At 71.8% G+C, this 24,682-nt stretch carries 21 protein-coding genes; 16 read left to right on the top strand and 5 right to left on the bottom strand.

Translation table 11 applies throughout. The annotated features are described in order from the left end of the window. The first annotated feature begins 73 nt into the window (after positions 1-73). The 13 genes from ACQ452_RS09115 to ACQ452_RS09055 all read left to right on the top strand — a co-directional run bounded on the left by ACQ452_RS09115 (position 74) and on the right by ACQ452_RS09055 (position 16,671). Positions 74-1,954 carry a Xaa-Pro dipeptidyl-peptidase gene (locus tag ACQ452_RS09115; RefSeq protein WP_433392172.1) on the top strand — a complete coding sequence of 627 codons (1,881 nt, stop codon included), beginning with the start codon at positions 74-76 and terminating at the stop codon, positions 1,952-1,954. A 373-nt stretch (positions 1,955-2,327) separates the two neighbouring features. Continuing rightward, positions 2,328-3,458 carry a zinc-dependent alcohol dehydrogenase gene (locus tag ACQ452_RS09110; protein ID WP_433392169.1) on the top strand — a complete coding sequence of 377 codons (1,131 nt, stop codon included), beginning with the start codon at positions 2,328-2,330 and terminating at the stop codon, positions 3,456-3,458. A gap of 58 nt (positions 3,459-3,516) precedes the next feature. Next, positions 3,517-4,896: an ABC transporter substrate-binding protein gene (locus tag ACQ452_RS09105; RefSeq protein ID WP_433392166.1), complete on the top strand. Its 1,380-nt coding sequence runs from the start codon at positions 3,517-3,519 to the stop codon at positions 4,894-4,896. Between the two features lie 14 nt (positions 4,897-4,910). Beyond that, positions 4,911-5,879 (top strand): carbohydrate ABC transporter permease, encoded by a 969-nt coding sequence (locus ACQ452_RS09100; RefSeq protein WP_433392163.1) that lies wholly within the window; start codon positions 4,911-4,913, stop codon positions 5,877-5,879. Then, positions 5,873-6,745, top strand: coding sequence for a carbohydrate ABC transporter permease (locus ACQ452_RS09095; RefSeq protein WP_433392160.1), 873 nt, complete (start codon positions 5,873-5,875; stop codon positions 6,743-6,745). The genes ACQ452_RS09100 and ACQ452_RS09095 overlap by 7 nt, the downstream gene beginning before the upstream one ends. A 33-nt stretch (positions 6,746-6,778) precedes the next feature. After that, complete coding sequence (locus ACQ452_RS09090) at positions 6,779-7,942, top strand: mandelate racemase/muconate lactonizing enzyme family protein (RefSeq protein ID WP_433392157.1); 1,164 nt, start codon at positions 6,779-6,781, stop codon at positions 7,940-7,942. A 10-nt stretch (positions 7,943-7,952) separates the two neighbouring features. Then, entirely contained in the window at positions 7,953-8,645 is a 693-nt protein-coding gene (locus ACQ452_RS09085) for a GntR family transcriptional regulator (RefSeq protein ID WP_433392155.1), read from the top strand. Next, positions 8,642-10,093: an NAD-dependent succinate-semialdehyde dehydrogenase gene (locus ACQ452_RS09080; protein ID WP_433392152.1), complete on the top strand. Its 1,452-nt coding sequence runs from the start codon at positions 8,642-8,644 to the stop codon at positions 10,091-10,093. Before ACQ452_RS09085 ends, ACQ452_RS09080 begins: the two co-directional genes overlap by 4 nt. Next, positions 10,086-11,120, top strand: coding sequence for a DUF2804 domain-containing protein (locus tag ACQ452_RS09075; protein WP_433392149.1), 1,035 nt, complete (start codon positions 10,086-10,088; stop codon positions 11,118-11,120). Before ACQ452_RS09080 ends, ACQ452_RS09075 begins: the two co-directional genes overlap by 8 nt. Positions 11,121-11,172: 52 nt before the next feature. Then, complete coding sequence (locus tag ACQ452_RS09070) at positions 11,173-12,828, top strand: glycerol-3-phosphate dehydrogenase/oxidase (protein ID WP_433392146.1); 1,656 nt, start codon at positions 11,173-11,175, stop codon at positions 12,826-12,828. Continuing rightward, on the top strand, positions 12,825-14,303 hold the full coding sequence (glpK, locus tag ACQ452_RS09065; RefSeq protein ID WP_433392142.1) for a glycerol kinase GlpK: 1,479 nt from the start codon (positions 12,825-12,827) through the stop codon (positions 14,301-14,303). The genes ACQ452_RS09070 and glpK overlap by 4 nt, the downstream gene beginning before the upstream one ends. After that, on the top strand, positions 14,300-15,511 hold the full coding sequence (locus ACQ452_RS09060) for a CaiB/BaiF CoA transferase family protein (protein ID WP_433392139.1): 1,212 nt from the start codon (positions 14,300-14,302) through the stop codon (positions 15,509-15,511). The genes glpK and ACQ452_RS09060 overlap by 4 nt, the downstream gene beginning before the upstream one ends. Beyond that, a complete protein-coding gene (locus ACQ452_RS09055; protein WP_433392136.1) occupies positions 15,508-16,671 on the top strand; it encodes an acyl-CoA dehydrogenase family protein in 1,164 nt (387 codons plus the stop codon). Before ACQ452_RS09060 ends, ACQ452_RS09055 begins: the two co-directional genes overlap by 4 nt. A 301-nt stretch (positions 16,672-16,972) precedes the next feature. On the opposite strand, the gene ACQ452_RS09050 is transcribed toward ACQ452_RS09055, so the two are convergent. Further along, positions 16,973-17,890 (bottom strand): SDR family NAD(P)-dependent oxidoreductase, encoded by a 918-nt coding sequence (locus ACQ452_RS09050; RefSeq protein ID WP_433392133.1) that lies wholly within the window; start codon positions 17,888-17,890, stop codon positions 16,973-16,975. A gap of 245 nt (positions 17,891-18,135) precedes the next feature. Here ACQ452_RS09050 and ACQ452_RS09045 point away from each other — a divergent pair, with 245 nt between their 5' ends. Further along, positions 18,136-18,717 carry a TetR/AcrR family transcriptional regulator gene (locus ACQ452_RS09045; protein WP_433392130.1) on the top strand — a complete coding sequence of 194 codons (582 nt, stop codon included), beginning with the start codon at positions 18,136-18,138 and terminating at the stop codon, positions 18,715-18,717. A 64-nt stretch (positions 18,718-18,781) separates the two neighbouring features. Here ACQ452_RS09045 and ACQ452_RS09040 read toward each other — a convergent pair whose 3' ends face one another. Both ACQ452_RS09040 and ACQ452_RS09035 read right to left on the bottom strand, forming a co-directional pair. Further along, positions 18,782-18,985, bottom strand: coding sequence for a ferredoxin (locus tag ACQ452_RS09040; RefSeq protein ID WP_433392127.1), 204 nt, complete (start codon positions 18,983-18,985; stop codon positions 18,782-18,784). 11 nt (positions 18,986-18,996) lie between these two features. Continuing rightward, a complete protein-coding gene (locus tag ACQ452_RS09035; protein WP_433392124.1) occupies positions 18,997-20,226 on the bottom strand; it encodes a cytochrome P450 in 1,230 nt (409 codons plus the stop codon). A gap of 212 nt (positions 20,227-20,438) precedes the next feature. Here ACQ452_RS09035 and ACQ452_RS09030 point away from each other — a divergent pair, with 212 nt between their 5' ends. Continuing rightward, positions 20,439-21,074 (top strand): hypothetical protein, encoded by a 636-nt coding sequence (locus tag ACQ452_RS09030; protein WP_433392122.1) that lies wholly within the window; start codon positions 20,439-20,441, stop codon positions 21,072-21,074. Positions 21,075-21,136: 62 nt separating this feature from the next. On the opposite strand, the gene ACQ452_RS09025 is transcribed toward ACQ452_RS09030, so the two are convergent. Next, on the bottom strand, positions 21,137-21,802 hold the full coding sequence (locus ACQ452_RS09025; protein WP_433392119.1) for a DUF6928 family protein: 666 nt from the start codon (positions 21,800-21,802) through the stop codon (positions 21,137-21,139). Positions 21,803-21,927: 125 nt separating this feature from the next. Further along, positions 21,928-22,626 (bottom strand): HAD family hydrolase, encoded by a 699-nt coding sequence (locus ACQ452_RS09020; RefSeq protein ID WP_433392117.1) that lies wholly within the window; start codon positions 22,624-22,626, stop codon positions 21,928-21,930. An 850-nt stretch (positions 22,627-23,476) separates the two neighbouring features. Here ACQ452_RS09020 and ACQ452_RS09015 point away from each other — a divergent pair. Further along, on the top strand, positions 23,477-24,322 hold the full coding sequence (locus tag ACQ452_RS09015) for a DUF1963 domain-containing protein (protein ID WP_433392114.1): 846 nt from the start codon (positions 23,477-23,479) through the stop codon (positions 24,320-24,322). The last annotated feature ends 360 nt before the right edge of the window (positions 24,323-24,682 follow it).

Genomic DNA, 24,682 nt, shown 5'->3' with positions numbered 1-24,682 from the left:
TAGCATCACGGTGAACAGACCTCGGCTTTCCCGGCCGACTCCGGTCACCCGCCCCACCCGAAGGAGAGGCCCCGTGCGTCGACCCCCCTGTCTGGCACTGCTCGGCGTCGGCGTGTCCGGCGCGCTCGTCCTGGCGGCGGCCCCGGCGCCGGCCACGGCCACGCCCGCCACCACGGCGCCGGGCATCGTGGTCAGTGACGGCATGACCCAACCGGTGTTCTCGCTCGCCGACGCGATCGTCGAGCGGGTGTACGTGCAGACCACGGTGGACACCGACCACGACGGCCGCCCCGACCGGGTGGCCATCGACATCTCCCGGCCCCGGGAGACCGCGACCGAGGGCTTCAAGGTGCCCGTCATCTTCGAGCACAGCCCGTACCGCAAGGGCACCTGGGGCGACGTGCCGTACCCGAGCGTGCTCGTCGACGACCTGCCGCAGAACGGCGCCGCCGGCCGTGCCGGGCTGCGGGCGTACGACGAGGGGGCCCGGCGCGCGGTCGCGAAGGCCAACCTGCCCGGCGCGCTGGACGACTACTACGTGCCGCGCGGGTACGCGGTGGTGCTCGGCCAGAGCGTCGGCACAGGCGACTCGGACGGCTGCCCGACCAGTGGCGACCGGGCCGAGACGCTCGGCACGAAGGCGGTGGTCGACTGGCTGAACGGGCGGGCGAGGGGATACGACGCCGACGGTGCCACGGTCACCGCCGGGTGGAGCACCGGGGCGGTCGGCATGACGGGTGCCTCCTACAACGGCACGCTGCCCAACCAGGTGGCCACCACCGGGGTCGCGGGGCTCAAGACCATCGTGCCGGTCGCCGCGATCAGCAGCTGGTACGACTACTACCGGGCCAACGGTCTGGTCGTCGCGCCCGGGCGGTACCAGGGCGAGGACGCGGACGTCCTGGCCCGGTTCACCGCCGGCCAGGCGCGGTCCGAGGGGCCGTGCGCCGACGAGTTCGCGAAGCTCACCGAGGAGCAGGACCGGGTCACGGGCGACTACTCGGCGTTCTGGCGGGACCGCGACCACCTCGACGCCCGCAACGTACGGGCGAGCGTCTTCGTGGTGCACGGCCTGAACGACTGGAACGTGAAGACCGAGCACTTCGCCGGCTGGTGGGACGAGCTCGCCGAGCATCGCGTCCCGCGCAAGATCTGGCTGCACCAGGGCGGGCACGGCGGCCCGGGCAACACCGCCTCGGTGACCCTGCCGGACGGGCGGAGCTGGACCTACAAGCAGACCGAGAACCGCTGGTTCGACTTCTGGCTGTGGAACGTCCGTAACGGGATCATGGACGAGCCGACCGCCGTGCTGCAGCGCGAGAACCGGGCCTACACCACGTACGCCGACTGGCCCGATGCCGGCGCCCGGGAAACCGCGCTGAGGCTGGCCGCGACGGACCCGACCGCCCCGGGCACGCTGAGCGCCGGCAGGCCGCCGAAGGGCAAGGTCGTGCAGGGCTTCGTCGACGAGGGTCGCCGTATCCACCCGGACGCCCTGGTGGCCGACCCGGACGCCGCCAACCCGAACCGACTCGTCTACCGCTCGCCCGCGCTCACCCGGGACGTGCGCGTCTCCGGGCGCCCGGAGATGCGGCTGCGGATGGCGATCGACAACAGGCCGGGCGCGAACCTCACCGCGTACCTGGTGGACTACGGCCCGGTCGGCTCGGCCGCCGCGCCGACAGTGGTGACCCGGGGCTGGATGGACCCGCAGAACCGTAGGGACCTGTCGCGGGGCGGGGCCGTGAGACAGGGCAAGCTGTACGACTACCGGTGGACCCTTCAGCCGAAGGACTACGTCTTCGCGGCGGGCCACCGGATCGGCGTGGTCGTCTTCTCCAGCGACCAGGACTACACCCTGCTGCCGCTCGGCGGCACCGAGCTGCGGGTCGCGCCGAAGGAGAGCGAGCTGCGCCTGCCGGTGGTCGGAGGGCGGGCCGCTCTCGGCTTCTGAACCGCCCCGCGCCGCCTGTCGAGCCTGCCGTACCGTCCCGCCGGTACGGCAGGCTCGATGTCGTCGTAGCCGATCCCGTTCGTCGGCGGGCGGGCGGCGAGGCCCCGCGCCGCCCGCACACCTGGGGCCCGCGCACCCCCGCGCCGGCACCGGCGCGGCAAGGGCCGGCACGATAGCGCTACGCACAGTCACGATTGCAGTTCTGTCACGCCGCCCGTCGCGCCTCGGCCGCGCCACGCGTAACCGCGCTGAACAGCCTCGATACCTGCAAACTGGGCTGGATCCAGCTCTGGACAGGACATTGCCAACGCGTTACGGTCCCCTACATTCTATGGAATCCAGAAAGTGGAGCAGCAGTGCTAGGGAGGCGAGGGTGACGGCAATCTCGCGCGCGGCGGTCGTCACCGGGCCCGGCGGCCCGGTCGAGATCCGCGAGTACCCGGTGCCCGACCCCGGGCCCGGCGAGGCGGTGATCCGGGTCGAGCTGTGCGGCATCTGCGGCACCGACGCGCACGTCTTCCACGGACGCCTGCCGACCATCACCTTTCCGGCGCTGCTCGGTCATGAGATCGTCGGCACCGTCACCGCGCTCGGCGACGGCCTGGACACCGACTCCGCCGACCGGCCCGTCGCCGTCGGCGACCGGATCGGGGTCTTCCCGGCGGCGAACTGCGGCACCTGCCACGCCTGCGTGGTGCTGCGCCGGCCCGGCCAGTGCCGGCGACGCCCGCCGTCCTACGGTTTCAAGTCACCGGTGGACTCTGGGTCCCCGCTGACCGGCGGGTTCGCCGACCACCTGCACCTGGTCAACCCGGGCACGGTCTTCTACCGCACCGACCTGCCCCCTGAGGTCGCGGTGCTGGCGGAGCCGATGTCGGTCGCCCTGCACGGCATCCGCCGCGCCGGCGTCGGGCTCGGAGCCACCGTGGTGGTCCAGGGCGTCGGGGCGATCGGCCTCATGGTGGTGGCCGCCGCGCGGGCGGCGGGCGCCGCCCGCGTGATCGCCGTGGACGGCAGCACCGGCCGGCTCGCGCTCGCCACCGAACTCGGGGCGGACACCGCCGTGGACATCACCACGCTGCCCGCCGGGGCGGCACGGCACGCGGCGGTGCGCGACACGCTCGGGGGCAGCGGCGCCACGGCCGTGTTCGGTTGCAGCGGTTCGCCGCAGGGCTTCGCCGAGGCGATCGGGTACGTCGCCGACGGCGGCACCCTCGCGGAGCTGGGCAACTTCACCGACCGCGGCGCCATCGACCTCAACCCCTACACGGACCTGCTCCGACGCGACCTCACCATCACCGGCGTGTACGGCGCCGGGCCCGACATGCGGGCGCACTACCTGCGCGCACTGGAGATCCTCGAACGGGGCGGGCAGCCCTTCACCCGGGTGGTCTCACACCGTGTCCCGCTGCGGGACACGGAACAGGCACTGCGCGCACTCAGTACGGGCTACCAGCTCGACGGGACGGACGTCATAAAGATAGCGATCGATCCATCCCGATAGTCGTTGCTCGCAGCACCGTCCATCCCCCCACCGAACACACCCATGAAAGGGGTTACCTGTGCGTAGCCTCCCCCCGTTCCCGCGCGGCGCGACCCGCCGTGCGGTCCTGGCCGGCGGCCTCGCTGCCGTCCTCGCCGCCTCGCTGACGGCCTGTGGCTCGTCCGACGACGGGGTCACCGGCGGCGGCGTCGGGACCGCCGAGCAGCCCGTCTCGATCCGGATGATCGCCAACGACGCTTTCGCGCGTCAGTGGCAGGACCAGATGGTGCCGGAGTTCAACAAGAAGTTCCCGCACATCAAGGTCACCATCGACGGGGTGCCCTACGGCGACCTGCTCGCCAAGGAGATGCTGGAGCTGACCGCCCCGGACCCGACGTACGACATCGTGGTCGCCGACGACCCGTGGATCCCCCAGCTGGCCAAGACCGGCGGCCTGGCGGACCTCAAGGGCGACCTCGGCAAGTTCACGCAGTCCGACTACGACTGGGACGACTTCAACGCCGGCCCGCTGGCCGCCGGTGAGTGGGACGGCAAGCAGTACGGCGTGCCGCTGCGCTCCAACGTGCTGCTGATGTTCTACAACAAGACCCTCTACTCCAAGGCGGGCCTGGCGGAGCCCACACCGGCGCTGACCTGGCAGCAGTACCTGGAGCAGGCCCCGAAGCTCGTCCAGGACACCAACGGCGACGGCAAGCCCGACGCCTGGGCGGTGGGCACCTACTTCACCAAGGACCCGCTGACCCCGACCATCTGGCAGACCATCCTCAACAGCAACGGTGGCCAGCTGCTCGACGAGAACAACAAGCCGGCGTTCAACACCCCGGAGGGCGTCGCCGCCCTGCAGACCCACATCGACCTGCTGAAGTTCGCCCCGCCCGGCGCCGCCACCTACCAGTTCAACGAGCCGCTGGAGGCGTTCCGCCAGGGCAAGACGGCCACCATGTTCATGTGGGGCAGCGTCTACAAGGGCACGGTCGTCGACCCGAAGACCACGACCCTCAAGCCGGAGCAGGTCGGCATCCAGGTCATGCCCGTCGGTTCGAGCAGCGCCGGCGCGCACCGGGGCATGTGGACCGGGGCCGTGGCGAAGAAGAGCAAGCAGGCCGAGGCGGCCTGGACCCTGTTGCAGTGGCTCTCCTCCAAGGAGGGCGAGAAGTGGCACGCCAACAACCTCGGTGTCTTCCCGGCCCGTAAGTCGACGCTCGCCTCCACCCCGGAGCAGGCGTGGCTGGCCCCGGTCTTCAAGGCCATCGCCGACGGCTACCAGGCCATCGACGCCGGCAAGATGTGGCGGCCGAAGCTGCCCGAGTCCGACGCCATCCAGCAGATCCTGGCGACCCAGCACAGCCTGGCCCTATCCGGTCAGGTGACCCCGGCCGAGGCGTTGAAGAACGCTGAGGACGAGGTCAACAAGTTGCTGAAGTCCAAGGGCTACTGAGCGCGGAGCAACAGTTGTCTACCAAGACCCAGAAGGAGGCGGTGGGGAGCGCGGGAGCGCCCCCCACCGCCCCGGCGGACATGTCCCCCCGGCGTCGGCCGATCGGTGACCGCCTGAAGGACCTCGGCGGACGGTGGCTGTTCCTCGCCCCGGCGCTGGTCATCCTCGTGGCGGTGCTGGCCTACCCGCTCTTCTACACGATCCAGATCAGCTTCTCGGAGCTGGACCTGTCCACGTTCACCCCGGGCCGCAACGTCGGCTGGCTGAACTACCGGACGGTCCTGGAGGACCCCGGCTTCCTCAACTCGCTCAAGGTCACCGGCATCTACCTGGCGCTGGCGCTGCCGTTGCAGATGGTGCTGGGCTTCGGCATCGCGTTCCTGCTCAACGTCGAGTGGCGGGGACGCGGCGTCCTGCGCGCGCTGTTCCTCATCCCGATGGTGGTCGCGCCGGTGGTCGCCGGCGGCGTGTGGAAGATGCTACTCGACCCGATGTGGGGCTTCGTCAACTACGTGCTCGGGCTGGTCGGCGTCGGGCCGATCAACTGGCTGGCCGACCCCACCCTGGCGATGGTGAGCCTGGTGCTCATCGACACCTGGCGGTGGACGCCCTTCGTGGTCCTCATCGCCTCCGCCGGCATCATGTCCCTGCCCGGTGACGTCTTCGAGGCGGCGCGGGTCGACGGCGCGGGCTGGTGGGCGACGCTGCGCAAGGTCACCCTGCCGCTGCTCGCCCCGGTCATCCTCGCCGCGTTCATCGTGCGCTGGCTCGGCGCGGTGAAGATGTTCGACATCGCGCTGGCCGCCACCCGGGGCGGTCCCGGCCAGGCGACCGACGTGGTGAACCTCTACATCTACGAGAAGGCGTTCCGTGGCCTGGAGTTCGGTACGGCGTCCTCGATGGCGACGCTGGTCCTCGCCATCACCATGCTGTTGACCTTCCTCTTCCTGCGGCTCAACCGTTATCTGGAGAACCGATGGTGACCACGACGGTGCCCGCGACGGCCCCCCGCCGCCCGGCCCGGCGTTCCCGGGCCGGACGCCACCTGCGCATCGCCGGCTCGATCGCCGCGACGCTGCTGTTCCTCTTCCCGGTGCTGTGGATGATCAGCACCTCGCTGAAGCTGCCCCGGGACATCTTCACCAGCCCACCGCGCTGGTTGAGCACCGTGACGCTGGAGAACTACACCAGCTACTTCGCGCAGGCCGACATCGGCCCGCGGATGCTCAACACGGTCATCGTGGCGACCGGCGCGGGCCTGCTGTCGCTCGTCGCCGGGGCGATGGCCGGGTACGCGCTGGCCCGGCTGCCGATCCGCGGCGCCGGCCTGATCGGCGCGTTGATCCTGGCCTCGCGGGGGGTGCCGCCGATCGCCCTGGCCGTGCCGATGTTCCTGGTGGCCCGCCGGTTCAACCTCACCGACCTGCACATCACGCTGATCCTGGCGTACTGCACGTTCCTGATCCCGTACGTGATGTGGCTGATGCGCTCCTTCTTCATGGCCCTGCCCAGGGAGCTGGAGGAGTCGGCCATGCTCGACGGCGCGTCCCGGCTCGGCGCGTTCTTCCGGATCATCGTTCCGTGCAGCCTGCCCGGTCTGATCTCGACGCTGATCTTCAGCGTCATCCTGGCCTGGGAGGAGCTGCTGTTCGCGCTGGTGCTGACCAACCGGGAGGCGGCGACCATCCCGGTCGCCATCGCCGGCATGGCGGCGGACACGGAGCAGGGCGCGATGTGGGGACCGCTCACCGCGATCGGCACGCTCACCGTCATCCCGGTGGTCGTGTTCGCGCTGTTCGTGCAGAAGTGGCTGATCAAGGGCCTGGCGGAGGGCGCGACCAAGGGCTGACGCCCACGGTCGCAGAGGAAGGTGTCGGAGAGCATGAGGATTCGGGACGTGCGCGCCTCGCTGATCGAGATCCCGTACCCGAGGCCGTTCGTGCCGTCCTGGGCACCCGAGGGCGCGCACCGGTCGATGGCGGCGGTGGTGGTCGAGGTGGAGACCGACGCCGGTGTGGTCGGGGTGTCCGGCGGCGACATGGGCCACGGGTCCGGACCGCTGCTGCTGACGACCATCCGGGACGTCATCCGGCCGCTGCTGGTCGGGCAGGACCTGTTCGCCACCGAACACATCGCCAACCGGCTGCGGTACGTGGCGCAGTACTTCTTCCCGCGCCCGTGGGTGGTCGGCGTCGCCGTGTGGGACGCGGTCGGCAAGGCCTGTGGCCGCCCGCTGTACCAGCTCTGGGGCGGCTGCACGAACGAGGTCCGCGCGTACGCCAGTTTCGGCGAGGTGCGCGACCCCGCCCAGCGGGTCGACGACGCGCTGGCGGCGGTGGCCGCCGGATTCCGCGGCATCAAGCTGCGGGTCCACTCGGCCACGGTGGCGGAGGACGTCCGCCAGGTCGCGGCGGTCCGTGCCGCGGTCGGCCCGGACGTCACGTTGATGGTGGACGCCAACCAGGGCGCGGCCCGGTGGCGGTACTCCCCCGACGGCAGCCGGCTGATCTGGTCTCCACAGCGGGCACTGACCACCGCCCGGGAGCTGGCGGACCTGGGCGTGGCCTGGCTGGAGGAGCCGCTGCCCCGGCACGACTACCGGGCACAGCGGACGCTGACCGCCGCCTCGCCGGTGCCGATCGCCGGGGGCGAACACAACCGGGGCATCGCGGAACTGACCCGGATGCTGGAGGATGACTGCTTCGACATCTATCAGCCCGACGCCAACGAGAGCGAGGAGATCTACGCCTTGCGGCAGTTCGGCGCGATGGTCGCCGCGCGGCACCGGCGGATCATCCCGCACGCGTGGGCCACCGGGCTGGGCGTCGCGGGCAACCTCCAGCTCTGCGCCTCGCTGGATGCCTGCGAGTGGCTGGAGTTCCCGTACGACCCGCCGGTCATCGTCCCGGAGGTTTTCCAGGTGATGCTGGCCGAGCCCCTGCTGCCGGACCCGGCCACCGGTACGGTGCGGCTGCCGGCGGGCCCCGGCCTCGGTGTCACCCTGGATCGGGCGGCGATCGACGAGCTGACCGTGCAGAGAGTGTGAGGGGCGACCGGTGATCACCGATACCTTCCAGATGAAGTCGGACATCGCGATCAGCCACATCAAGCGGATGATCATGTCGGGCGAGGCGCCGCCGGGCAGCCGGATCATCGCCCGGGTGGTGGCCGAGGCGCTGCGTATCAGCGAGACACCGGTCCGCGAGGCGATCAAGTCGCTGGTCGCCGACGAGTGGTTGGTGCTGCGCCCGCACGTGGGCGCGGTGGTGGCGAGCGTCGGGATCGACAACATCCAGGAGTTCTACGGGATCCGGGCCAGCCTCGGCGCGCTCGCCGTCGAGCTGGCCGGCCCGCACTACACGGGGCAGCGGATCGCCGAGATCGACGCGGTGCTGCGGGAGTGCCCGCCGGTGATCGCCGAACGCGACGTGGACGGTTTCTCCGTCCTGAACCGACGGTTCCACGCGTTGCTGTCGGACACCCCGCACACCATGGTGATCCACCGGATGCTCAGCTCGCTCTGGTCGCGTACGGAGAGCGCCAAGCGCGGTTTCCGGTTCGCCGCCTGGCGGCTGCCCGAGTCGCACGCCGAGCACGTGGCGATCCGGGACGCGGTGGTGGCCCACGACTTCGACCTCGCCGCGCGGCTCGTGCGAGAACACGAGCACGCGGCGTTGGAAGCCCTGCTTCAGGGACTGCGACACCAGGACGACCAGCGGCCGAAGGCCGTCGACAGGAGAATCCAGTGAGTGAGACAGGACGCGCGTACATCGACGGCATCTGGTGCCCGTCGGCGGACGGCGCGCTGTTCGAGGTGCTAGACCCGGCCACCGGCGCGGTGTTCGGCACCGTCGCCGACGCCGGCCCGGCCGAGGCGCGGGCGGCGGTCGACGCGGCCGCGCGGGCGCTGCCGGGCTGGCGGGGGCTGCCCGCGCCGCAGCGCGCCGAGAAGCTGCGGCTGGTCGCCGAGACGCTGACCCGGCGGGCCGACGAGATCGCCGAGACGATGACCCGGGAGCAGGGCAAGCCACTGGCCGAGGCCCGTGCGGAGGTGCTCGCCGGCGCGGAGCAGATGCGCTGGGCCGCCGAGGAGACCCGCCGGCTGTACGGCGAGACGGTGCCCGCGAGCACCGCCGGTTCGCGGATCTGGCTGCTGCCCGAGCCGGTGGGGGTGGTCGCCGCGATCACGCCGTGGAACTTCCCGCTCTCCATGGTCACCCGCAAGATCGGTCCGGCGCTGGCGGCGGGCTGCACGGTCGTGCTCAAGCCCTCCGAGCTGACCCCGTTCAGCGCGCTGGCGGTCGCCGAGGCGTGCGCCGAGGCCGGGCTGCCCGCCGGTGTGGTCAACATCGTGCCGACCACCCGGCCCGCCGAGGTGACCGCCGTCTTCATGGCCGCGCCGCAGGTGCGCAAGGTCTCCTTCACCGGTTCCACCCGGGTCGGCAAGCTGCTCATCGCGGCCAGCGCCGACGACGTCAAGCGGATGTCCGTGGAGCTGGGCGGGCACGCCCCGGTGCTGGTCTTCCCGGACGCCGACCTGGCGAAGGCGGCGGCGGGGGTGGCCCGGGCGAAGTTCTACAACGCCGGGCAGGCCTGCACCTCACCGAACCGGATCTACGCGCACGCCTCCGTGGCCGAGGAGTTCACCGAGCTGCTGGCGGCCCGCACCGCGGAGCTGCCGGTCGGCAACGGCCTCGCCGACGGCACCCGGGTCGGGCCGCTGATCACCGGCGCGTCCGTCGACAAGGTCGCCGCCCACGTGGCCGACGCACTGGACCGGGGTGCGAAGGTACGCACCGGCGGTGACCGGCCGGCCGGCCGTGGCTACGCCGAGGGCAGCTTCCACAGCCCGACGGTGCTCGCCGGGGTGACCGACGAGATGGTGATCAGCCGCGACGAGACCTTCGGACCGGTCGCGCCGGTGCTCACCTTCGAGTCCGACGAGGAGGTGCTGACGCGGGCCAACGCCACCTCGTACGGGCTGGCCGCGTACCTGTGGAGTCGCGATCTGGGCCGGGTGATCCGCACGGCCGAGGGCCTGGAGTTCGGGATGGTCTCGGTCAACGGCGGCACGTTCGCCCCGCCGCAGGGCCCGTTCGGCGGGATCAAGGGCAGCGGGTACGGCCGCGAGGGCGGCCACCACGGCGTGGAGCACTACCTCGACTACAAGTACCTGGCGGTGGAACTCGATGGCTGACCGGCCGAACGACGCTGAGCTGACGGGTGTCGAGCTGACCCACGAACGCGAGATCACCAGCCGGGTCGACCTCTGCCTGCCCGACGGTCGGCTCAACCCGGACGCGGTGGGCTGGACCCGGCAGCCGCTGCACCGGGCCAACCTGCGCGGTTGGGGGCGCAACAAGCGGTTCGAGTACTGGTGTGTGACGACCCCGACGCACCTGGTCGCGGTGAACGTCTCGCACGCCGACTACCGGGCCACCTACGCGGCGTTCTTCCTGGACTTCGCTACGGACCGGACGGTGCAGATCGCCGAGCGTTCGCTGCTGCCGCTCGGCACCCCGATGCCGGCGACCTCCGGGGAGAGCGGGGTCCGGGCCCGTGGGCGTTCCATCGCGCTGGGGTTCGACGAGACTCCGCAGGGCACCCGGCTGCGGGCCCGCTCGGCCCGGCTCTCGGTCGACCTGCTGGTGGACCGGCCGGCGGGGCACGAGTCGCTCGGCGTGGTGGTGCCGTGGAACGACCGGCTGTTCCAGTACACCCGCAAGGACAACTGCCTGCGGGCCCAGGGGCGGGTGGTGGCCGACGGTCAGGCGTACGAGTTCGACCCGGACACCGCGTACGCCACGCTGGACCACGGTCGGGGCCGTTGGCCGTACTCGATCGTCTGGAACTGGGGGGCGGCCAGCGGCCGGTGCGGGGGCCGGGAGATCGGCCTGCAGTTCGGTGGCAGGTGGACGGTCGGCACCGGGATGACCGAGAACGCGATCCGGGTGGACGGGCGGCTGCACAAGATCGGCGAGGAGTTGCGCTGGTACTACGACGCGCACGACTGGCTGGCCCCGTGGCGGGTCGTCGGCTCCCGGGTCGACCTGACCTTCACCCCGTTCCACGACCGGGCGGCGTACAGCAGTTGGTTGGTGGTGGAGAGCGACGAGCACCAGGTCTTCGGGCGCTACTCCGGGCACGTGGTGACCGACGAGGGCGAGCGGGTGCCGGTGGACGGCCTGCTCGGCTGGGCCGAGGAGGTGCGGCGCCGATGGTGACCCCGCGCTTCGCCGGTCGACAGATTCTATATAATGCGGAAAGGACTGCCACGTGGACAGCGGAATGATCGACGCCACCCGACGGGCCGCCACGCTGACGGCGCTGGACGGCGAGACCTTCGACCTGCTCGTCGTCGGCGGCGGGATCACCGGCACCGGCGCGGCCCTGGACGCCGCGTCCCGGGGCCTGCGGGTCGCCCTCATCGAGGCCGGTGACCTCGGCGGCGGCACCTCCAGCCGGTCCAGCCGGCTGCTGCACGGCGGCGTGCGCTACCTGGAACAGCTCGAGTTCGGGCTGGTCCGCGAGGCCCTGCGGGAGCGGGCCCTGCTCGGCGGCCGGCTCGCCCCGCACCTGGTCCGCCGGCTGCCCTTCATCTACCCGCTGCGCCACCGGGTCTGGGAGCGCGCCTACGTCGGCGCCGGCCTCAGCCTCTACGACGGCATGGGCCAACTGCCCAGCGGCAAGGCCGACCGGGTCTTCCGCCTGCACCGCCACCTCACCCGCCGGGGCCTGGCCCGCGCCATGCCCGCGCTGCGCGCCGAGATGACCGTCGGCGCGCTCGAGTACGACGACGGCCAGGTCGACGACGCGCGCCTGACCCTCGCCGTGGCCCGCACCGCCGCCCGGGAGGGCGCGGTCATCGCCACCCGGGTCCGGGCCGTCGGCTACGCCGCCGGCCCCGGCGCGGCCGAGGTCACCGTCCGCGACGAGCTGACCGGCGCCGAGAGCACCGTGCGGGCCCGCCAGGTGCTCGCCGCCTCCGGCGTCTGGACCGACGAGGTGCAGCGCCTCGTCGGCCGCGAGGTGCTGCGGGTACGCGCCTCCAAGGGCGTGCACCTGGTGGTGCCGAAGGCGGCGCTGCGGGTGGACCGGGCCCTGATCACACGCACCGAACGCAGCGTGCTCTTCGTCATCCCCGTCGGCGCGACGGTGCTGGTCGGCACCACCGACACCCCGTACACGGGCGACCCGGGCGACGTGGCCGCCGACGGTGACGACATCGCGTTCCTGCTGCACCAGGTGAACCCCTGGCTGCGCCGGCCGCTGGAACGGGCCGACGTGGTCGGCGTCTACGCCGGGCTGCGTCCGCTGGTCGACCGGGCCGGCACCGCCGACACCGCCAAGCTGAGCCGGGAACACGTCGTCGCGAAGATCGACGACCAGTGCCTGGCCATCGCGGGCGGCAAGCTCACCACCTATCGGGTGATGGCCCGCGACGCGGTCGACGCCGTGGTGCAACGCCTCGGCGGCGGCTACCCGCCCTCCTGCACCGACCGGCTGCCGCTGGTCGGCGCCGACGGTTTCCAGGCCACCTGGAACCGCCGCAGCACCCTGGCCCGCGAACACGGGCTGCCCACCGGCATCGTCGAAGGGCTGCTGCTGCGCCACGGCGCGGCGGTGACCGAACTGCTCGCCGGAGCCGACCCCGCCGACCTGCGGCCCGTCGCCCACGCCGGTGGTCTGCTGCGCGCCGAGGTCGGTCACGCCGTCCGGCACGAGGGCGCCCTCGCCGTCGAGGACGTGCTGCTGCGCCGCAGCCACGCCGGCCTGGAGACCATCGACGGCGCCGCCGGGGCCGCCGAGGAGATCGCCGCCCTGATGGCCGCGCCACTGCGCCGCGACCACACCTGGGTCGAGCGGGAGGCGGCCCGGTACCGGGCGCTGACCGGCTCCAACCGGGCCGGCCTGGTCGGGGCTGCCGGATGACCGTGCTCGCCATCGACGCCGGCACGACCGGCGTCACCGCGATCCTCATCGACGCCGATGGTCAGGTCGCGGCCCGGGGATACCGGGAGTTCCCGCAGCTCTTCCCCCGCTCGGGCTGGGTCGAGCACGATCCGGAGCGGATCTGGGACGCGGTCCTGGCGGCGTGCGCCGAGGCGCTCGCCGCCGGGCCCCGGCCCACCTGCGTCGGCATCACCAACCAGCGCGAGACAGTGGTGCTGTGGGACCGGCGGACCCTCGCCGCCCCCCGGCCGGCGATCGTCTGGCAGGACCGCCGCTCGGCGGACCTCTGCGAACGGTTGCGCTCCGCCGGGCACGAGGCGGAGATCACCGCCCGGACGGGGCTGCGCCTGGACCCGTACTTCTCCGCGACCAAGATGGCCTGGTTGGCCGCCGAGGAGCCGCAGACCTGGGCCGGGGTACGCGCCGGGCGGACCGCGATCGGCACCGTCGACAGCTACCTCGCCGCCCGGCTCACCGGCGGGCGGGTCCACGTCACCGACCCCTCCAACGCCTCCCGCACCCTGCTCTACGACCTGGCCACCGGGGACTGGGCGGACGACCTGTGCGCGCTGTTCGACGTGCCACGGGCCGCGCTGCCGGAGATCGTCGCGACCAACGCGGTGATCGGCCGGACCGACCCGGACGCCTTCCTCGGCCTCGACCTGCCGGTCGCCGCGCTCGTCGGCGACCAGCAGTCCGCCCTGTTCGGGCAGACCTGCTTCACCCCCGGCAGCTCCAAGTGCACCTACGGCACCGGGTCGTTCGTCCTGGCCAACGCCGGTACGACGGCGCCGCCGCCGGAGGCGGGACTGATCACCACGGTCGGCTGGCGGCTCGACGGGCAGCCCACCACGTACGCCCTCGAAGGGTCGATCTTCGTCACCGGCGCCGCCGTGCAGTGGCTGCGCGACGGGCTCGGCGTCATCCCCGCCGCCGCCGAGATCGAGCCGCTGGCCGCCAGCGTGCCCGACTCCGGCGGCGTCCTCTTCGTGCCGGCGCTGACCGGGCTGGGCGCGCCCGACTGGGACCCGTACGCCCGGGGGGCGGTCTTCGGCCTCACCCGGGGCAGCACCCGCGCGCACCTGGCCCGGGCCACCCTGGACGCGATCGCGTTCCAGGTCCGCGACGTCACCGACGCGATGACCCGCTGCACCGGCCGGCCGCTGACCAGCCTCACCGTCGACGGTGGCGCCGCCGTCAACGACCTGCTCTGCCAGCTCCAGGCCGACCAGCTCGACCGGCCGGTGCGCCGGCCCACCATCACCGACACCACCGCCCTCGGCGCGGCCTACCTGGCCGGCCTCGCCACCGGCGTCTGGGCCGACCTCGACGAGATCACCGACCGGTGGCACCTGGACCGGGAGTTCACCCCGACCGGCGTCGACGGCGATCGCGACGTCACCCACCGTCGCTGGCGGCGGGCGGTCACGGCCGTCAAGGAGTGGGCGGCGTGAGCGGGGCGCTGGACGGCATCCTGATCGCCGACTTCAGCCGGGTCCTCGCCGGGCCGTACGCCACCATGCTCCTGGCCGACCTCGGCGCGGACGTGGTCAAGGTGGAACGGCCCGGCCGGGGCGACGACACCCGGTCCTGGGGGCCGCCGTACGACGCGGACGGGACGGCGACCTACTACCTGGCGGTCAACCGCAACAAGCGCTCCGTGGCGCTCGACCTGAGCGACCCCGACGACCTGGCCGCCGCCCGGGAACTGGCCCGCCGCGCGGACGTCGTGGTGCAGAACTTCCGGCCCGGCACGATGGAGCGCTACGGCCTCGGCCACGCCGACGTCGCCGCCGTCAACCCGGACGTCGTCTACTGCTCGATCACCGGGTTCGGTGCCGGGGCGGGTGCCGACCGGCCCGGATACGACCTGCTCGTGCAGGCCATGGGCGGGCTGATGAGCGTCACCGGTGCGCGCCCCGGCGAGCCGGTCAAGACCGGCGTCGCGATGGTCGACGTGGTCACGGGGCTGCACGCCACCATCGGCATCCTGGCCGCGTTGCGCCACCGCGACGCCACGGGCAACGGGCAGCACATCGAGGTCAACCTGCTCTCGTCGCTGCTCTCCGCGCTGGTCAACCAGGCGTCCGGGTACGTCGCGGCGGGGGTGGTGCCGGGCATCCTGGGCAACGCCCACCCGAGCGTGGTGCCGTACCAGCTCCTGCCCACTGTCGACCGGCCGCTGGCGGTGGCGGTCGGCACCGACGGGCAGTTCACCGCGCTGTGCCGGGTGCTCGGCATCCCGGGCACCGCCGAGGACCCCCGCTACACCAGCAACGCCGGCCGGGTCCGCGACAAGGAGTCGCTGATCGCGACCCTGAGCGAACGGAGCGCGCGGCGCGGCGCCGACGAACTGGCCACCGCGCTGCGCGCCGTCGGCGTGCCGTGCGGGCCGATCAACGACCTGGCCGGGGCGTTCGACCTCGCCACCGACCTGGGGCTGGCCCCGGTCGTGGAGGTCGAGCGGCCGGACCGGGGGTGGCCCGACCGACAGGTGGCCAACCCGATCGGGCTGGCCGACACCCCGCCCGCCTACCATCGACCGGCGCCCCGGTTGGGCGAGCACACCGAGCAGGTGCTGGCCTGGCTCGGCAACCCGCAGGAGCCGGTCGCCCCGGCGTCGCGGCCCACCACCCCCACCGACTCCGAGGAGCACCGATGACCGATCCGCTGGAGCTCGCCGCGTTCGACACCCTGCTCACCGACGAGGAGCGCGACGTGCGGGACACCGTGCGCCGCTTCGCCGCCGAGCGGATCCGCCCGCACATCGCCCAGTGGTACGCCGACGGCGACCTGCCGGTCCGCGAACTGGCCCGGGAGTGCGGCCGGCTGGGCCTGCTCGGGATGCACCTCGACGGCTACGGGTGTGCCGGCGTCGGCACGGTCGCCTACGGCATGGCCTGCTTCGAGCTGGAGTCGGCCGACTCCGGCATCCGCAGCCTCGTGTCGGTGCAGGGCTCCCTGGCGATGTACGCCATCCGCGCCTTCGGCAGCGAGGAGCAGCGCCAGCAGTGGCTGCCCCGGATGGCCGCCGGTGAGGCGATCGGCTGCTTCGGGCTGACCGAGCCGGACGCCGGTTCCGACCCGGCGGCGATGCGCACCACCGCCCGCCGCGACGGCGGCGACTGGATCCTCGACGGCGAGAAGATGTGGATCACCAACGCCGGGGTGGCCGACGTGGCGGTGGTCTGGGCCCGCACCGACGAGGGCATCCGTGGCTTCGTGGTACCGATGGACACCCCCGGGGTCAGCACCCTGCCGGTGGGACACAAGCTCTCGCTGCGCGCCTCGGTGACCTCCGCGCTGGTGTTGCAGGGCGTACGCCTGCCGGCCACCGCGCAACTGCCCGAGGCCACCGGCCTGCGCGCGCCGCTGAAGTGCCTCGGCGAGGCCCGCCTCGGCATCGCCTTCGGTGCGCTCGGCGCCGGCTACGACTGCCTGCGCACGGCGCTGGAGTACAGCGGCAGCCGGGAGGCGTTCGGCCGGCCGATCGCCGGGTTCCAGCTCACCCAGGACAAGCTGGCCGAGATGACCCGGGGGCTGGTCAACGGCCTGCTGCTCGCGGTGCACGTCGGGCGCCTGCGCGACACCGGTCAGGCCACGGCGGTCCAGGTCAGCCTGGCCAAGCTGAACAGCTGCGAGACCGCCATCGAGATCGCCCGTACCGCCCGGACCATCCTCGGCGCCAACGGGGTGACCCTGGAGTACCCGGTGCTGCGGCACGCCAACAACCTGGAGGCGGTGCTCACCTACGAGGGCACCAGCGAGGTGCACAAGCTGGTGGTCGGTCAGGCACTGACCGGCATCGGCGCGTTCCGCTGACGTCGGCACCCGCACCCCGGGCGCGGGTGCCCGCCACCGTCCGGAGGTTCGTACGGGGGGCGGGGCGGTGCCGCGCGGAGGTCGGCGTTGGCCCCGCCGATGGTGATCAGGACCCCACGGACCCTGCAACGACGGGTTGACGTCCATGGCGTCCTGATCACCGGGGCGGTCGTCACGCTCGGGGCCCACCGGGCCGCAGCACGGTGACCTGGCTGCCCCACGCCTCGCTGACCTGCCCTGCTGCGGTCCCGGCCCGTCCGGTCGCCGGGAGGGCAGGGCCGGCGCACCGGTCCGGCCGTACTCAGGCGGTGCTGCCGCCGTCGGCCAGCAGGGTGCTGCCCGTCATGAAGCTCGCCAGGTCGGAGGCGGCGAACAGCGCCACGCGGGCGATGTCGTCCGCGGTGCCGATCCGGCCGATCGGGCTGTTGAACATCAGCGGCGTCGGTGGCAGCTCACCCGCCGGCAGCTCGACGGTGGCAGCCGCCAGCATGTTTCCTTCCGTCGGCACGTAGCTCGGCGCGACACCGAGCACGCGGATGCCCAGTGGGGCGAGTTCGATCGCCAGCTCGCGGGTGACACCGCGAACGGCGTGCTTCGAACCGACGTACGCGGCAAGACCCGGCGCGCTCGCCCGGAACCCGGCCGTCGACACGATGTTCACGATGACGCCGCCGGTGGCGGCCATGCGCCGGGCGGCCTCGCGGGCGCCCACGAACACGCCGCGCGCGTTGACGTCGAACACCCGGTCCCAGTCCTCGTCGGTCATCTCCAGCAGCGGGATGCTCGGGAAGATGCCGGCGTTGTTGACCCAGATCTCCAGGCCACCGAGTTCGGCGACCGCGCGGTCCGCGGCCGCGACGACGGTCGCCGTGTCCGTGACGTCCATGGCAACGCCGAGGGCCCGCACACCGTGGCGCTGCGAGATGTCCTCGGCGGCGGCGACGGCGAGGCTTTCGTCGATGTCACCGATCACCAGCTCGGCTCCCGCCTCGGCGAGGCGCAGGGCGATCGCCTTGCCGAGGCCGCGGCCTCCCCCGGTCACGACCGCACGGCGGCCCGCCAGGGAGACGATCTCGGACAGGGACCTGGTCGATACATCTGCGGTGGACACGATGGTCTCCCCCTTTGTCTGTCGCCTGCGGTCGTGCGCACCGGGCGAGCCGGCAAGGGTGCGGCAGACGCAGGTGAGGTGGCGCGGCGGGTCGGTCGATCGCGGCACGGCCCGGCTTCGGGTGTGCCGTGACCCGAACGCTATGCCGGAACAGCGGGATTGGCAACAATCTGTCGCCATTAACCGGTCTCGGGGTTTCGCGTGGCTGCGTACCCCGGCTGACCGCCGGTGTCCGCCCCGGCCGCCGTGTGCACCACGGGCCCCCGTGCGCACCACCGGCCCCCGTGCGCACCACCGGCCCCCGTGCGCACCACGGGCCGCCGTGACGCGGCGTCCCGCTAGAGTCGGGGCTGATGACCGAGTCGACGCGGCGGACCCGCGGTGTGCAGCGAGGACCCCGCAGCGCCCAGGTGGTGCAGAGCGTGCGCGCCGCCGTGCTGGCGGAACTGGCGCGGGTCGGGTTCGTCAGCCTCACCATCGAAGGCGTGGCCAGGGCCGCACAGGTCAACCGGACCACGATCTATCGACGCTGGCCGTCGAAGACGGCGCTGCTCGAGGCGGTGGTGGAACCGCTTCTCGAACGCTACGACATCGACCCCGACACCGGTTCGGTGCACGCCGACCTGACCGCCGTGATGAGGACGATCAGGGACAACTACGCCCTACCGGAAGGGCGGGCGCTGATCGCGGCGATCACGTCGGGCACCGGGGAGCTGCGGGAGCTGACGGAGGCCGCCACCGCGCGTACGCTCGCGCCGTTCGGCCGCGCGTTGGACCGTGCCGTGTCCCGGGGCGAACTGGGCGCCGGAGACGACGTACGGATCATCGCGTACCTCGCGTTCCAGGGTGTCGTCATGTGGGAGCAGGCCCATGACGGCCCACCATCCGACGAGGATCTCGACCGGATCCTGCGTACCCTGCTGCGGCCCTCCTGACGTGATCAGCCCGGGCGCGTCGCGCCCCTTGGGCGCACAGCGCGCGGAAGCCTCCGTCGCTCCTTCACCGCTCCACCAGGCGGATCGCGGCGGCGGGACACACCTCCGCCGCCTCACGCACCTGGTCGTGGTGCTCCGGCCCCGGCGTCTGGTCGAGCACGATCGCGACGCCGTCGTCGTCGCGCTGGTCGAAGACCTCCGGGGCGACCATCGCGCACTGCCCGGCCGCCACGCACTTCGGCTCGTCGAACTCCACCCGCATCGTCATCGTCGACTCCTTCACCAGATGACCGGTAGTGACCGGAGACCGTACGCGACGCCCTCCATCGCGAACTCGACCTGCTCGAACGGCACCGCCAGGGCCAGGGTGGGGATCCGCCGGTAGAGGGTCCCGTAGACCACCTGCAGTTCCACCCGGGCCAGCGACTGGCCCAGGCACTGGTGGGCGCCGTAACCGAAGGCGTGATGCTGGCGGGCCGGCCGGCGCAGGTCGAGCTTCTCCGGCTCGGGGAACTCCTCGGCGTCGTAGTTCGCACCGCCCAGTTCGAAGATGACGCCGTCACCGGCCTGGACGACCCTGCCGCGAAGCTCGACGTCCTCGTTGGCGATGCGCCGGATCCCGCTGTGCACGATCGTGAGGTAGCGCAGCAGTTCCTCGGCCGCGTTGGCGACGAACCCCGGGTCGTCGCTCTTCTCGCGCAGCAGCGCGAGCTGGTCGGGGTTCCGCAGCAGGGCGAGGGTACCCAGCGAGATCATGCTGGCGCTGGTCTCGTGCCCGGCGATCAGGATGGCGCTGGCCATGGTGACGGCCTCCGGCGCGGTCATCTCGCCCGCCCGCACCTTGGCGGCCAGCTCGGAGATCACGTCGTCGCCGGGGTCGGCCATCCGCCGCGCGAAGAGATCACCGAGGTAGCCGGTCAGCGCCCCGGCCGCCGCCTCGGCCTGCTCAGGCGTCGACTCGTGGCTGATCAGCGTGTGGCTGGTGGTCTGGAACAGCAGGCGATCCTCGTACGGGGCGCCGAGGATCTCGGTGATGACCATGGTGGGGACCGGCAGGCCGATCGCCTGCACCAGGTCGGCCGGCCGCGGGCCGGCGAGCATGTCGTCGATCAGGCCGTCCAGGACCTTCTGGATGCGCGGACGCAGCGCCTCGACCCGCTTGACCATGAACGGCGCGTTGACGGTGCGCCGCAGCCGGGTGTGCTCCGGCGGGTCCGTGTTGGTGATCAGTGCGGGGTGGTGCGGCGCCGAGGCGGCGCGGCTGCGGGTCATGTGCGGATAGCCGGGACGCTTCTCGTCGATGCTCAGCCGCGGATCGTTGAGCAGCGCCCGCTGGTCGGCGTGCCGGGTCACGAACCACGGCGTGCTGCCGTCCCAGATCCGCACCTTGCCCACCGGGTCCTCGCGGGTCATCTCGCGCACCCTCGCCGCGGGAGCGAAGGGACACGCCGGTTCGCGGGTCATCGGGTAGGACGGAAACTCGTCGCTGCTCGGCGGAGTCTCGGACATGAATCTCCTCAAGGGGATCAGCGGTGCACGCGTCGGCGCAAGACTGAGAAATCCGCCCCCGTTGGTCACCACCCTGCCGCAGTACGTGACGCCGATCAATCCTTTCGCCTGCTCGACGTGGCGACCACGCGCACGACGATCAACCTTCCGCAGGTTCCCGCGATGCGCGGTGCGGGACAGCGGGGCGGGCGACCTCGTGGAAGGCTCCTGGTGTGACCGCCGATTCGCGGAAGGCCGCGCGCATCACCGTGACCGTGTTCGTCGCGATGCTCGTCGGCGCCTGCGGCACAGGCCAGCGGGACACGGCGGCCCCGTCTCCGCAGGCGGCGACGGCCGAGCCCGCACCAGACACGACGACTCCGGCTCAGCCGGGCCTCGCCGACGCGCGCATCGCCGTCCCGGATTCCTACCTCGGCGCGGGAGAACGGATCCACGACGTCGACCCGGACGCCGCCCGCATCACCAGCACGCGGGGCGTGGCGGGGATCTGCCTCGACCGGCCCGGTCGGGTCACCATCAACGAGATCCGACCCGAGATGTCCACGGGCAGCATGCGGGTCGAGGCGTTCGCCCTCATACCGCCGGGCCCGTCGGGCGACGACAGCCAGCTACCCCCGCTGTCCCGCGAGCCGGTCGCCCTCGAGGGCGCCACCGCGTGCGCGCAGGGGCCGGACACGCACGCGCTGCGACTGCGGGTACGCAAGCTCGGCCCCCGGACGGCCGTCGCTGAGCGGCTTGTCCTGCACTACACCTCCGGCGGGCGCCCCTACGAGTTCCCGCTGCGCTGGAGCGTCGCCCTGTGCGCGCCATACGACGTCACCACCAGGCAATGTGAGCCCGTCGGCTGACCGGCGCCGCACCGCGCGAGCGCCACACGTCGACGCGGCACCGTGAGCCGCCGTGATGACCGCTACCGGCGGGCGGCCCGCTCCCCACCCGGCGGCTCGGTCAGGCGAAAGCCGTGCAGGTGAACAGCCTCGGCGTCGATGTCCTCGGGGGAAGGCAGGCCCTCGATGACGAAGCCGAAGAAGGCACGCAACGCCTCCTCGCCCAGGTCGAGGGGATGAAACGGCAGCGGATACGGGTCCTGGTTGTGCCAGCCGGGTACGGGCTCGACGGGACGCTCACCGGCCCAGTACGGCAGTTCGAAGTCGTACGGCTTGCCGATGTTCTCCCGGATGCCGCCGTCGGGCGACAGGCTCAGCGATCTGATCAGCACGCCGTCCTCCCACACCGCGAAGCCGAGCCAGTCCACGACCGAGTGCATCCCGTGCATGATGATTCGTCTGCCCGCTCCGGCTCGGCGCAGGTGCGCCGGCAGCTCAGACGGGCGGTCAAACATGAGCCGTCGGTCGCAGCACAGCTCTGCCCCGGCCAGCGCGGTGACGTAGGTGAGACCATCCGGCGGGTAGGTGCCGTCGAGCAACGTGTTCTCGCCGGCTGGTTCGACCACGTAGCCGGGATGGATCCGACGTGCCAACGCCTCGGCCCCGGCTCGCTCCGACCGCGTCGCGTCCCGCAGCGCCGGGCGGATGTCGCCGTCGGTGAACGCCAGTAGGGCCGTCTTCGCGCCCACGTCACTCCTTCCAGTCCAGCGGCGGCTACCTCCCGGCGCGCCCGCTTCTCCGCGACGATGGCCATCCACTCACAGGTCCCCGGCCCGCTGGTTGACCTTGTGCCTCTCCTTGTCCGCCGGAGTGGTCAGCGGTGCTGGCCGGCGCCCGGCCGAGCCCGCAGCGCATGAGGTAGGAGCATGGCGGGCAGGTCGCCCAGGGTAGCGAAGGCCGGCCCGCACCAGCCGGGGTCGGTGTCGTTGTGCTCCGTGCTCCGGAAGACGGTCATACCGACCGCTGCCGCCCCGGCCAGCTCACCGTCTGCACCGTCGCCAACAAAGACGCACTCCGCCGGCCCAACGCCCAGGCGCTCAGCGGCAAGGCGATAGATCGCCGGGTCTGGCTTGGATAGCCCGACATCGCAGGAGAAAACTGTGACGTCGAACCGGTGGGCGAGCGGGTTCTGCGGCCATGCCTCGGCAGTGTCCGAGGTGGCGTTGCTGATGAGGGCCAACAGATGCCCGTCTTCGCGTATCGCGTCGAGCACGTCCAGGGTGTCGGCCGAGACACTGTGCAGCACCCGACGCACAAAGGCCCGCCGATGCTCACCGGCCCGTCTCACCTGGTCGTTGGTTGGTGTGCCGCCGAGGCGTCCGGCGAGGATGCGGATGGTCTCCTCCACGTCCCACCGGACCAGCCGGTCCCGCCAGCTGGCGTGGTATGCGGCGACCAGGGCGTCCGGAGCCACCCCGACCATGACCGCCATCTCGCCGACTACCCGGTCACGCTCCTCGTCGGCCCCCTGAATCAGGGTATGGAAGAGGTCGAAGATCACCGGCCGAGGCATTTGAGCATCCTACTGAGATCCGACATCACCGCTGTCACCATGCATGCCATCCGGTCTGCCGTCGACCCACCTCCTGGAAAGCGGGCCGCCGCCCGGTCCGCCCCGTCAAGCGCGGCCTTAACGCACGTACGGACGCTGGCGGAACAGCCTGAGTCGGCTCTCCCGCCGGCTGAGCGTTTTGACCTGCCCCTAAGCGGCTGTGGAGCTGGCTCCTGGACGACCGGCATGCCTTAGCGCGGCCATCGCCCCCGAGCTTGGAACTTGCCGTGAACCGCGTGGCCGAGCCATTGGCGGTCATGGCGGTAGCGGGCCTGATCAACGTCAGCCGAGGCGATAGCCAGACTCCGCTTGCCGCCCGTCGTTTCCATCCCGTACGGCAGCAGCACGACCATCTCACCGCCGTCAACGCTCTCGGCCTTCCCCTCGATCCACCCGGGAAAGTCGTTGCAGTGCGAAGAAGTACCCCGACGAGCTACGCGATCGCGATCTGCGCGACCGGCCGCTTACGCACCGGCGCCAGGGCCAGCAGGAACTGAGAGTGGGCGATGCTGGTATCGAACCAGCGACCTCTTCGGTGTGAAACAGGACGCCGTACCGACTCTGACCTGCGGGAAGATGGAGCCGCAGGCAGGGGGCTCACGCTGGGCCGCTGACCGCCGGCCGATCGTGAGCTGCCGCCCAGTACCTGGATCGGCACCAGCGCTGGCTCCCGCAGCGGCATCGATCGATCGGGGAGCACGCCCCTTGTCGGGCGTGCTTCAGGCCTCTGTCGCGCCCTGTGGACGACATGGCAGTGATCCGCAGCCACCCTCACCCTGGTCTGTCGGGGCTCATCTCTACACTGCCGCGCATGAGTTCCACGTACTCGCAAGAGTTCATCGATCCGTTCCGCGCCAAGGCGGCCGAGCAGAGCATTCCGCCCGCCGATGTAGAACGATGGATTAGCGACCTCCGCCCGTTTGCGACGCTCCTCCCCTACGGAGACGGGCCGGTGGCGGGCAGGTGGGGTGGCAACCCGTGGCTTCCGGCCGACGTTCCCCACCCACCGTTCACTCTTGTCGCCTCGATCGATTGCGCGGCCCTGCCTGCCGAGGCGACAGACCTGCCCCTGCCCTCCGACGGTCAGCTGCTGTTGTTCTCCGACGACGACGGCGACGGGTGTTGCGATTTCGGCGGCACGGTGCTGTATGTCCCCGCCGGAGCAGCCGTCGCCGAGCGGCCCTGGAGAGATGAAGACGAAGACGAGAACGAAGACGATGAAGACGGAGACGGCCCGTGGCCCGTGGAGAGTCTGCGTCTGACGATCGTCCCCTATCGCCCTTTCCACCCTGCCGACGACAGCAACACCCCCGAGCATCCGCGCGGCAAGGACCTGGCCAGGGCGTGGGAAGAATCGCAGGAATACCCGCTCGGCGAAAGAGGGGTGCAGTTGGGCGGCTGTCCCATCGAGCTCAGCAACGGTCCCATTGACGCAGCCTTACGGGCCGCCGATCCGACGGCTTCGATCTGCGGCGCACGGCCGCCGGTCCCCGGCACGGAACCACTGAAGGACGAGGACTTGGTTCTGCTGGCCTCGGCGGATGGCACCGACATGGTCAACGGCGGGGAGCAAGACCTCATCAGCTGGGTGATCCCGCGCCAGGATCTGGCCGAACTGCGCTTCGACCGGGTCTACGTCCACCTGGACGGAGCGTGATCCGATGCGGCAGGCGGCCCACGTCACGCTGACGCTCGCCGAAATCTGAACGACGACTGAGACGAACGGACCGCCTTCGGCCTGCTGCCCACCCGCGCCACCCAGTGCCCTGACCACAAACGTTTTCCGGGTTGGTTACGCCGCTTTCGTTGGCGGGTCGCCCCAGCGGTGTTGTCGTGCGCTGCGGGCGCGAACGCGTTCGCGGCGTTGAGCGGCCGAAAGTTCCTGGGCAGGCTTGCCAGCCTGCTCCTCGACCCAACCGCTCAAGAGTTGCCTGGCCCTGAACCGGCCTGCTCCCAATGTAAGCAGCACATACGGCAAAGCCCGTTACCGATGACTCCGGCAACGGGCTTCTTACCT

The organism is Micromonospora sp. KLBMP9576, assembly GCF_050941805.1.
In the GTDB taxonomy this organism is placed as follows: Bacteria; Actinomycetota; Actinomycetes; order Mycobacteriales; family Micromonosporaceae; genus Micromonospora.
This window is presented reverse-complemented; position numbering and strand designations above follow the sequence as displayed.

What these genes read in the sequence shown, in the direction of transcription:
- ACQ452_RS09040 (WP_433392127.1), bottom strand. Translation starts at nt 18,985, where the DNA reads ATGACGATGCGGGTGGAGTTCGACGAGCCGAAGTGCGTGGCGGCCGGG.
- glpK (WP_433392142.1), top strand. Translation starts at nt 12,825, where the DNA reads ATGACCGTGCTCGCCATCGACGCCGGCACGACCGGCGTCACCGCGATC.
- ACQ452_RS09035 (WP_433392124.1), bottom strand. Translation starts at nt 20,226, where the DNA reads ATGTCCGAGACTCCGCCGAGCAGCGACGAGTTTCCGTCCTACCCGATG.
- ACQ452_RS09015 (WP_433392114.1), top strand. Translation starts at nt 23,477, where the DNA reads ATGAGTTCCACGTACTCGCAAGAGTTCATCGATCCGTTCCGCGCCAAG.
- ACQ452_RS09055 (WP_433392136.1), top strand. Translation starts at nt 15,508, where the DNA reads ATGACCGATCCGCTGGAGCTCGCCGCGTTCGACACCCTGCTCACCGAC.
- ACQ452_RS09020 (WP_433392117.1), bottom strand. Translation starts at nt 22,626, where the DNA reads ATGCCTCGGCCGGTGATCTTCGACCTCTTCCATACCCTGATTCAGGGG.
- ACQ452_RS09045 (WP_433392130.1), top strand. Translation starts at nt 18,136, where the DNA reads ATGACCGAGTCGACGCGGCGGACCCGCGGTGTGCAGCGAGGACCCCGC.
- ACQ452_RS09095 (WP_433392160.1), top strand. Translation starts at nt 5,873, where the DNA reads ATGGTGACCACGACGGTGCCCGCGACGGCCCCCCGCCGCCCGGCCCGG.
- ACQ452_RS09075 (WP_433392149.1), top strand. Translation starts at nt 10,086, where the DNA reads ATGGCTGACCGGCCGAACGACGCTGAGCTGACGGGTGTCGAGCTGACC.
- ACQ452_RS09090 (WP_433392157.1), top strand. Translation starts at nt 6,779, where the DNA reads ATGAGGATTCGGGACGTGCGCGCCTCGCTGATCGAGATCCCGTACCCG.